The sequence below is a fragment of the Roseibium sp. RKSG952 genome (assembly GCF_009711355.1).
The window spans coordinates 32,472-41,743 of the sequence record NZ_SMMF01000900.1 but is presented as its reverse complement, the minus strand read 5'-3'; the positions used below and the strand labels follow the sequence as shown (position 1 = coordinate 41,743).

The window sequence follows — 9,272 nt, the reverse complement described above, 5'->3', positions numbered from 1 at the left end:
TCCTTCAGGGCGGGGAAGACGTTAACGCGGGCACCGTCACGCACGGCATCCGCATCCCGATCCGGGAGTGGTCCATCGCCGCGTTTCTTGTCGCGACGCACTCGAGCGGCATTTCCACCCTCCAGTTCCAGTCCAGGCTCGGACTGGAATCCTACAAGCCGGCCTGGCGGCGTTTTCATGACTGCTCCCACCCCTGAACGACGGGGCACAGTCACGAAAACGCCGACCAACTAGGCCCCTAGCCATCTGTTGGCAGTGGACAGTGCGTTTGGTTGCAACCAGATAATGCGGAACGCGGGATGCCGGAAGAGTAACGAGGACGGAACCAGTTCCCGGCAAGGCGACACCAAGGGCGTTCTTTCGCGTCCGGACGGACAAGGAATTGAATACTTGAAACAGTTAGGGATTCGTCGTATGAATCCGAAACCAGTTTCCCAGGGCGGAGAGGAAAGGCAAATAATGCCATGTATTTCAAGATCGCGAGGGGCGCAGCGAGCAAAATCCTGAGGGAGATTGCGGCTTCAAAATCCGAATCCGAAAGCGCGCGCGGCCAGATGCTGACCGTCGAAGGTGAAAGATCACTACGAACGAAGAACAGCACAAGGAAGAGCCGCGAGCAGCATTCCCGCCTTCTCAAGGGATTCGAGCGGGATCCGAACACGTTGCTCGTGAGGAACCGGGAGGTGGGGGAGGAGTTCGGCTGCCGCCGTGCGTTCGACAAGGCTGCCGTCGCGATCACGATCTCCACCGACACCGTCGGCATCGGAGGCGAGGACGGCCACAAAGAGGAGGTCATATCGGCGGCCGTCACCGGGTTCAGAACGAACAACAACCTCTACGCCTATAGCACTGAAGACCTGAACGTCTACATCCGGAAGCATGCCATCGCGCGGTTCGCCGAGCGGGAATACGAAAGCTACGAGGATTTCGACGACGCCGTCCTCCGCGCAGCCATCCCGGATGCCGTGCTCATGGCTAACCTGATGAGGTTCGACTATTCCCATGTCATGAAGAACGTTCCGGTCCCCTGCGGCAGCGGAATACTTATCGGATACGACATCCGTAACAAGGATTCCAGCGAGGACAAATACAGCCACGTAGAGCTGGTGAAACTCGGGAGAGGATTCCGGGCCGAAGCCAAGAGCAACGGATACAGATCACAGGCATATTTCAACACCCACCTCGGCATCGCCGACATGAACTATGACCAATTGAAGCTTCGGGACAAGATCGCTGAATTCATCGGCAAACACCGGGAAACCATGCTCAACCTGCTTATTCACGCGAAATTCGGCATGGCAAAGGATTTGTTCGGCGTATCAGCCGACTGCACCTATGACATGATGGGCGTCACGGAGGAACTCGATCGACTGAAAGCGACACCCGAATGGATGGCGCTCGGCGCGATCACGCGCAAAGGAGCACTCCAATCCGCCGGCATCAAGGCGAGAAGGGAAATGGAAACACTCTATGGAGGGCAGACCAGAAAATTTGCGTTCCACGAACCGCTGGTCAATCGACGCAGACAGGACATCCTCGAACGGATCGGGGTGGCGGAAAATAAAGGCGCAAGGCTCGAAACGGATACGAGAATCGGGCGACACCACATCGTGGACCCGGAGCTGCCTCTGCCGCGTTCTTGACGAACCCAACCCCCGCGATCACGAAACGAAAGCGCAACTGGCCAAGGACATGACCTTCTCAGACGACGAACACAAGAATCACAAGAACAACGGCAACCACTGTTGCCTTAACGGAAACGACGAGGGCTTCGAGATCACTTGGCCTTGTTGTGGGAGCGGTCGCCGTTTAGCCGACCGCAATCATGGTCTCGGTCATCGCGATATACATGGCCGCGACGACGATTTCGGAACACTGGACGTACGCCCAAATAATGGAGGCGAGCCGCCTTTCCCAGTAAATGGAATGCGGGGCGCACTAGGCCGGCTAACCGCGGAATTCGGTTTAACTCGAAGCGAAATACGTGGTCTAATCCCAGTATGAACGACAAAACAGACATCACGATCGAGGTGTTCAACCATTGCGCGGGAACGTGCACGGGATGCCTGCTGTCGGTCATTGAAAGAAAGTCCGTATCCCCGGTCATGATGCCGCCGGATTTCGGAACGGCGTGTGACCGACTGGCAGAGCACGGGCAGACCAACGGACTGAACTATCGACCCGTCATCGTCTTCGGAGACGTTCCATGGCTTCCGCATCAGGTTCTTGGGCGGTATTTTGCCGCCGTCAGGGACGCGGGACTCACCATGGGATTAACCATGACCCTTGTCGAGGAGGATCGTCTAGGGACCTACAAGCGCGGTCTCGAAAGCTGTCTCGAGCACGATCCCGAGGCCGTCTTCGACATCACGATCGATCCCATCCGCATGAAGCGCGACGAGGAGTATGTGAAACGAATACTTCTGGCGTGTGAACTCGCCCCTGAACTCCATCTCCAGATGTTGCTCTCCGAAGCGATTCTCACACGCAACGGCCCGGCCGAACTGGCGAATGAGATGAACGACATGCTTCGGGGCAGGGCGGTGTCCCTCGGATTCACTCCGGCCGTCTCCAGGATGGACGGCGCGAATTTCGGATACGATGTCAAAACGGCCGCCGACTGGGCGCGTGAGTTCTACGAAGCGACCGGGTCGGGACGCCGACTTCTGGAAGCGGAGCTGAATCGCTTTCAGGGGCAAGGCACCTTCATGGACTTCATGAGGCAAACCTTCCACCTGGGACCGGACCTCTCCGTCTGGGCCGCCGGATACACTATTTTCGGAGATGTCATTCTCGACGCCCGAAACGGCGGAACCAAACTCGGGGATTTGCGGGAGGAAACGCTCGAGAACATTACCAGAGGACGGACCGCGCGGCGCCTGTCGATCATGGCCGCCGCCAGGATGAACGCGAGCGATTTCGGTTGCGAGACCTGCGACTACAGAACTGCCTGCGAATTCAACGGTATTGGAGCCGTCCGCATGAACTACAAGGATTTCGAGAACCGGACGGGATCCTGTCACGGCCCGATTGCTCTGAGGAATGCCGCATGAGGGCCGGAACCACACCGACTCGAATGCATGAAACGAAGGAGCACGAAGGATGAAATTAACGGCGAAACACGAAGACACGCCGTTCGGCATGGATGAAAAGGAAGCAGCCCTTTGGTATCAGGCCCGGGCATCGTCCTATCAACACGCCCTGGAGCTGATCGGCGGCAAGAAGATACCACTGCCGTGCAAGACGAGGGAATGACACCGAGATGAAGCCCATCGATTACCTCATCGTGACCAACGACTATGCCACGAGCTGCGCCGGCACATGTCCGACATGCGTTCTCTCCAAGGACGAGCGCGCGATAAAAACCCCCTTCACGCGCGCCGAGAACATCATTAAGGGGCTGAACGCGGCCGGAGATAATTACGGAGAGATCGGAACTCTAGCGCTCGGCATCGGTAGGGCGAACGTTCTCATGCTTCCGAAGGAGAGCGTCGGCGATATCAGGGCGATCATGGCTGCCGGGCGCAATGCGTTCAATTTCAGGGACGGCATCACCGAAATCACGACATCACTAATCGGGAAAATAGACCCTCAGATCGAGAGGGCCAAGAAGCTGCTCGACACCGCAGACAATGAAGCGTTCGATGCTCGCTTTGTCGTTGTCGCCAACACCGCGCTGTCGTCGGAAAAATACTGGGTAAACCTGAATACCTTCCTGAGGGCAATGGAAGCCCATAGAGGCGGGTCCAACATCGACGGTAACGGAGATATCCTCCAACTCGCCCTGGCCTCGGAAACGCTTCCTGATGTCCACGAACTCGTCGACCGGGTTTCGGAATACAAGTTCGCCGTCAATCTCACCTGGGCGCCGTTTTATGATGCCGGAATCGAGGATGAAGCCAGGCTCGAGGAACTCGGGAACTGGATCGCGGAATTCTATCGACTGACATCGGAGCGCGGCCTGGATTCAAGTCTCGTGAACCGGACCGACATGGCCATTGCCATCGATGAGGAACCCTTCACCCACAGCCTCGCAAGGGCGGCTGAATCGGAACGCGCCGTAGTCTACATCGACCAAGATGGAAGTTGGCATAACGGTTATTTCACCGTGCTCGCCGAAATGGATCCGATCCGCTTCGATCCGCTAGCCGCTGAAGAAAGCCCCAACTCATTCAGGCGCGTCATCTTCCTCCTGAAGAACCCGGCATGTCACGGTTGCCCATTTCACACGGCATGCATTTCATCAGGGGCCGAACGGATAGGGACAATGGCTCTTCGGAAGCATCCGCGCGGCACACACACGTGTCCTTCCGGGATGAGGCGCACCTTCGAGGTCGCTTCCGGCAAACCACACTAAGCCAGGCAGCCCCCAAGTGTGAAAATACCCCTGCTTTTCTCCATCGTCTGCGCAGCTCAACTCCGCACGTTTGGGATTTGTACAGGAGCCGCTAAACTCTCCTTTGGCGGAGAGTTTAGGTCGGCAGCGCGCTACCGGTGTCTGAGAACTAAACCTGCCAGCCACCAACACTCTCCAAAGTGCAATTGTACGCAGCCCAACACGTGCTGAATTAGGGAATGTGACCATGCTTAGAGGGCCGCCGGCCGAATGTTGCTGGCGCACGCAAAAATAAACCCCCTGGTGCGCATCCTTGGAGAGGCGTGGGGGTTCTGATCGTTATTAATATTGCTGTATTTTTTCTTTACGTCAAGGCAACAACCCACCAGACGTGGCTCCTCAAGGCATACCTACGCCCGGAAGAGCAAGCGGTCGATCCTGCCATCTCTCGAGACCGGCCTGGATGGTATCCAGAACTCCTAAGTAGTTTACGTTATTTTGCGTATCCGATGCCAAATCGACAAACTCTGTGACCAAGCTTTCAATCTCACCCATGTCCGGATTGTCCGTGAAAACAGCCTTCTTTAACTGCAAAAGCGCAATCAAAACATCATCGCGAATCTGGTCGAATGATCGCTCGAACCCCTCGTGCCTCCAGGAGAAAACAATCCCGTTCCTGAGGTAGGACAAAAACGCAGGCCCCTCAATCTCATGGTCCAAAACCTCGGGCATTAGAACCTCAACATCAGTGTTGATCCGAACCCTCCTATCATCATCACGAAACGCCCGGCTTGCGTCATCGCAAAACGCCGCGATTTCCTTCAAAGAAATGGTGGGAGAAAAGTGGTATTTGGCCGACAACTTGTCCAAGACCTTTTCTGTCTCCAGATAAACCCTTGCCAAGTGGTTTTCCGCGTCCTGTCCGGCGAAGTTATCGAGGGCGAGAACAGGCGCTGCGTCCTTTACCCAGACCTGTCCGTCAATAATGACGATGTTCTGCGCTTTTTCATGGATAGCACGGACACGACTTTCACGCTCGTTCCTCGAGATCGACTTATAGACCGTTGGATCGAACCTCTTTACCGCGCCGCGACCCATGTTTTCAGCGTCCTTAATTTTCAGCCAAGATTCCCTCGCAAAAAACTCGTAAAGATCGGAGCCACCAGACAGATCGCGAACCGATGTCGAATGAAGATTTTGAGGGTCTTTGAAGTGATCAATCATCACCGGACACGACATGTTCGCCGGATACAAGAAATCGCCTTCGAAAAAACGGACCTCTTCGACCTGATGGCCTTCCCTGAACGGACGGGGGGCATTCGTCACCCTGACAGCGACCGGAGCCTCTGAAGGCTCGATCTGCAAAACATCGATATCGACCCACTCCCTGTACTGGATCTCTTTTTCGTTGCGATGCCTGACCCGTTTGCCGACAACCGTATATGCCAGTGGAATAGAAAGTTTCATAAAACCTGCCCGCGCTTGTTCTTCTGATGATAACAAGTCGGGATGCAGGGAACAAAGACGCTGACGCCTATGCGCCGACGCTTGTTTCTTTCCCTTGTCTACACTCAAATTTGTCTACGATAACTACCAAACCGCACCAGCCTTGACCACCTGATTCTGGAAGCAGTACATGAGTAACGAAGAATACAAAACCCGAAAAGTTGGTGACATTGACCTCAGCTTGGCAATGAACACCCACTTCTCGAAAAACACGAAGACTACCTGGGGGCTTGCAGACGATGCGCAGTCAATCATGTCCGGAATGGTCATTCACGGCCTTTATGCCGGTGCTGCTCAAATGCTCGACCTAGCTAGGAAAACCGCAGAGCGCGGAGAATGGGAGATCGATGGCATTAAAATTTCGACAGTGCCAACCCAATTCCCGTGGGACACTGCGCTGAAACTTTCCGAAAAGCAGGATGACGGAGCATTCGTGTTTATTTTCCGGACACGGAAGGATTTATCCGAACTCGGTAAGCGCAAGGCCAGTGAGGAGCACAAGAAGAAGGTCGAGAAGTTTTCCAAGATCAAGGATCCGGAAGAACGAAAAAAAGCGTGGGCCGACAGCATCATCTCTGAAGTGCTCAACGAAAAAAAAACGACACCAGAACAGCCGGACCCAGAAATCCATAAAGACCCGCTCGATTGCACCGAAGTGGAGCTGATCACTTGCCACGCCTTCACAACGAATAGCAAAAAATCAAGGTTCGTCAGCAATGAGAACATCAGAGAACGCGAACTGCCCGATGTCATACCAAAGGATATGGTCGAGTCTTATAATCCCCTAATGAAGTACAAATTCAGACTTCCCATCGACGAAGACGACCTGCCGGAAATTAAGAGAGACGCTGCCAAATATGGGATCACTGAAACTCTCAAAGCATTCTGCTGGATGACCCAAGCACTAGAGGAGAGCGATGATCTCTATCAGACCAACTATGTCTCCGAAATTGCGCGCAAGAATACGGAGTTGAATTCCGCTATTTACGAGAGTTTCTACCACGAACCGAAACGACTTCTGGCAGAGATTGGACTTGCAGCCGTGCGAACGGATGGAGGCTTTGTTTCCGACACATGCGAGCAGACCATTCAGCAATTCACCGAACGCACATTTGAATGGATGGCGGACAACCTGTATCCGGACCTTGTCTCGCTTTCGAACACATTGATTGAGCGCGGCTACGACCACCGAGACAAGGCCTTCTACTGCAACGATCTCAACGACAAGGCGATTTCAATCGAACTTGAAAACGGGGTCAGGGAAATTTGGATCGATGGCCAGAACAGAAGATACCAGGTACAGTTCACGATGGATGGTAAGGAACCGATCGAGATCGGCGTGTCATCAAAGAGCAATCAGGGCGTTAGTGAACGCGAAGACATAGACAAAGCGTTCTGGAAACCGCTTCTTTGGCTGGAGCAATACTACCCCACAGGCACCGATGCCGTCAGATTCGCAACGAAGGAAGCAAGCTTCTTCACGACCGGAGACATGATGGCCTGGCAATCACTGGTCGATAAATCGAACAGTATCCTCTGCTGCCTTGAAGAAGATCTGAAGACATCTCCAAAAATGTAAGCAGCCGTTACTAGCTCTCTAAGAGAAAGAGCACTGAAAGATTAATAATTTCAGGCTCTTCCCAAACGTCCTTTTGAAATATAGCGAGCCGGGCGGAGATGGCATCATCGCCGCCAACCCCTTTAAAATAATTGGCTATCCGGAATATCCGGTTGAACTATCCTGATCCGCCTCTTCTTCCATGAGCCGTATCAGGGTTGAGGCTGTAAACGGCGGCGGAAGTAATATCTTCCATCGTCGCCGCAGTACATAAGGCGGTCGTTTATCCAGCATGCAGCCCTCATGGAATACCTACCTCATTTGGTTCCGGTTTTCCCTGAGTGCGCGCACCGTTCTGCTTACGGCGGATTGCTGTTTCTGCATCCGAATGCGTTGTTTTTCGGTCGGGCGTCGATCCCGGAATTTCATACGCTCTGTGACCTCGAGATGACTAAGGGACGCCTCCAGCGCTCTGATGAGGTTTTCCAACTCAAACTTGTCGTCGCAAACAATGACAAGGGGAGCACCGTCTGCGCATGCCGCAGAGGCGCGCTGAACAGGTTTCAGTATCTTCTCTGCGTTGTAGTCCTTGAGATGGTTGTCCTGGTCATCGAAATAGGTCGGCGGGTGTTCGCGAAAATACCTGCGCACGTCAGACAACCCTGCGGCAAGCGCGTCAGTCTCTAAATTCCACAATGTGGTCGCGATACCTTGTGTCACGCGCATAACATCACCTCATTTCAACCGAGAAATCCGGAAAGCCAAAAAAATGCCTCCGATGCCCTGAATACGGCGGGCGGAAATCTGACCGAAAGATGGATGCCTGATGTAATCGACACCCATTCGATCATCTACGGTGACCTCTGGCTTCTGTCTCATATCGCTGGTTTTCTTTTTCGTGGCGTCGTTATAGAAAGAGAAGCGACATTGTCAACAATTAGTCGTCGAGCGTAAGTAATCCTGACCTCAACGCGATATGATTCTAAATTCGAAACCCGACTTGACGAGATGTCTTTCCAACTTCGTCAGACTCGCCTTCGCCGCAGAAGCTTCCATCTGAACGTAAACACTTACCCCCGTGTTGCTGATCTCATCGACCCGAATTCGGTCGATGTCGACCCCCGAGTTCTCTGCAAAGGCGGTGACGGACCTAACGAGAGAACCGCAGCTCTCAGATGTTTCCAGCTTTTTGCATGTGACCTGCATACGATAGTCCACGAATGCCGGATCAACCGCGTCCGAGGCGACAAATGAGACACATGCGACACATGCGACAAGGAGAAAAACCAGACCTAAACCGAAAAAAAGTTCCTGACACGGGGAAACCCGATGGCTTTCCTCCCCCTCCTGCCGTGTGTTGTCTCGCGAGACCGGCTCTTTTTCCTCAAAGGAGTGCTCGTCAAAGAAATCGTGTTTGTCCATCGGTGCGAATCCTCTTGAAAACTCAATTGAGATTAGCGCGCCCGAAGAGCTTGTCAACAAAATCATGGATTCACGGACGCGGCAGTGCGGGATCAAAATGACTTGGCCAAGAACTCAATCCTTGACGCGAGAAGGCGACCTTCCAAGCCCTACAAGGGCGCGGCGGAAGCGTCCGCATGGACAAAAATACTCACTTCCGTGTCACTAACCTCGACTACGTGTATCTGATCGACGGTGGCCCGGCATCGGCGGCGTAGGTTTGGACCGTCTTGACGAGCTGTTTTCTTTCCCTTGATCCCGGAATTTACCCTCTGAGAGCGGGTATCATCGTTTGGCCCCTCCCTAACCTATAGCGCGCTGAGGGCGTGTAAACAAAAAGGGATTCGTGGTCAGTCGCCGTTGCCGCGAGAGAGAGGCGGGGATACAATCCGGTGAGGATTAATCAAGGAT

At 53.9% G+C, this 9,272-nt stretch carries 8 protein-coding genes; 5 read left to right on the top strand and 3 right to left on the bottom strand.

Translation table 11 applies throughout. The features are described 5' to 3' along the window. The first annotated feature begins 464 nt into the window (after positions 1–464). The 4 genes from E1297_RS16540 (at position 465) to E1297_RS16525 (ending at position 4,357) form a co-directional block, all read left to right on the top strand. The gene (locus E1297_RS16540) at positions 465–1,643 is read left to right on the top strand and encodes a hypothetical protein (RefSeq protein ID WP_155140158.1); all 1,179 of its coding nucleotides are present in this window, start codon (positions 465–467) and stop codon (positions 1,641–1,643) included. Between the two features lie 357 nt (positions 1,644–2,000). Next, positions 2,001–3,053: a hypothetical protein gene (locus E1297_RS16535; protein ID WP_155140156.1), complete on the top strand. Its 1,053-nt coding sequence runs from the start codon at positions 2,001–2,003 to the stop codon at positions 3,051–3,053. 49 nt (positions 3,054–3,102) lie between these two features. Continuing rightward, positions 3,103–3,255, top strand: a complete 153-nt coding sequence (locus E1297_RS16530) for a hypothetical protein (RefSeq protein WP_155140154.1) — start codon at positions 3,103–3,105, stop codon at positions 3,253–3,255. A gap of 7 nt (positions 3,256–3,262) precedes the next feature. After that, positions 3,263–4,357 carry a hypothetical protein gene (locus E1297_RS16525; protein ID WP_155140152.1) on the top strand — a complete coding sequence of 365 codons (1,095 nt, stop codon included), beginning with the start codon at positions 3,263–3,265 and terminating at the stop codon, positions 4,355–4,357. Between the two features lie 378 nt (positions 4,358–4,735). Here the strand turns inward: E1297_RS16525 and E1297_RS16520 are convergent, their stop codons facing one another. Next, a complete protein-coding gene (locus tag E1297_RS16520; protein WP_155140150.1) occupies positions 4,736–5,911 on the bottom strand; it encodes a hypothetical protein in 1,176 nt (391 codons plus the stop codon). A gap of 61 nt (positions 5,912–5,972) precedes the next feature. Here E1297_RS16520 and E1297_RS16515 point away from each other — a divergent pair, with 61 nt between their 5' ends. Further along, the gene (locus E1297_RS16515) at positions 5,973–7,421 is read left to right on the top strand and encodes a hypothetical protein (RefSeq protein WP_155140148.1); all 1,449 of its coding nucleotides are present in this window, start codon (positions 5,973–5,975) and stop codon (positions 7,419–7,421) included. 291 nt (positions 7,422–7,712) lie between these two features. Here E1297_RS16515 and E1297_RS16510 read toward each other — a convergent pair whose 3' ends face one another. Further along, positions 7,713–8,126 carry a hypothetical protein gene (locus tag E1297_RS16510; protein ID WP_155140146.1) on the bottom strand — a complete coding sequence of 138 codons (414 nt, stop codon included), beginning with the start codon at positions 8,124–8,126 and terminating at the stop codon, positions 7,713–7,715. A gap of 240 nt (positions 8,127–8,366) precedes the next feature. Next, the gene (locus tag E1297_RS16505) at positions 8,367–8,822 is read right to left on the bottom strand and encodes a hypothetical protein (RefSeq protein WP_155140143.1); all 456 of its coding nucleotides are present in this window, start codon (positions 8,820–8,822) and stop codon (positions 8,367–8,369) included. Positions 8,823–9,272 lie beyond the last annotated feature (450 nt).

What these genes read in the sequence shown, in the direction of transcription:
- E1297_RS16540 (WP_155140158.1), top strand. Translation starts at nt 465, where the DNA reads ATGTATTTCAAGATCGCGAGGGGCGCAGCGAGCAAAATCCTGAGGGAG.
- E1297_RS16535 (WP_155140156.1), top strand. Translation starts at nt 2,001, where the DNA reads ATGAACGACAAAACAGACATCACGATCGAGGTGTTCAACCATTGCGCG.
- E1297_RS16530 (WP_155140154.1), top strand. Translation starts at nt 3,103, where the DNA reads ATGAAATTAACGGCGAAACACGAAGACACGCCGTTCGGCATGGATGAA.
- E1297_RS16525 (WP_155140152.1), top strand. Translation starts at nt 3,263, where the DNA reads ATGAAGCCCATCGATTACCTCATCGTGACCAACGACTATGCCACGAGC.
- E1297_RS16515 (WP_155140148.1), top strand. Translation starts at nt 5,973, where the DNA reads ATGAGTAACGAAGAATACAAAACCCGAAAAGTTGGTGACATTGACCTC.
- E1297_RS16510 (WP_155140146.1), bottom strand. Translation starts at nt 8,126, where the DNA reads ATGCGCGTGACACAAGGTATCGCGACCACATTGTGGAATTTAGAGACT.
- E1297_RS16505 (WP_155140143.1), bottom strand. Translation starts at nt 8,822, where the DNA reads ATGGACAAACACGATTTCTTTGACGAGCACTCCTTTGAGGAAAAAGAG.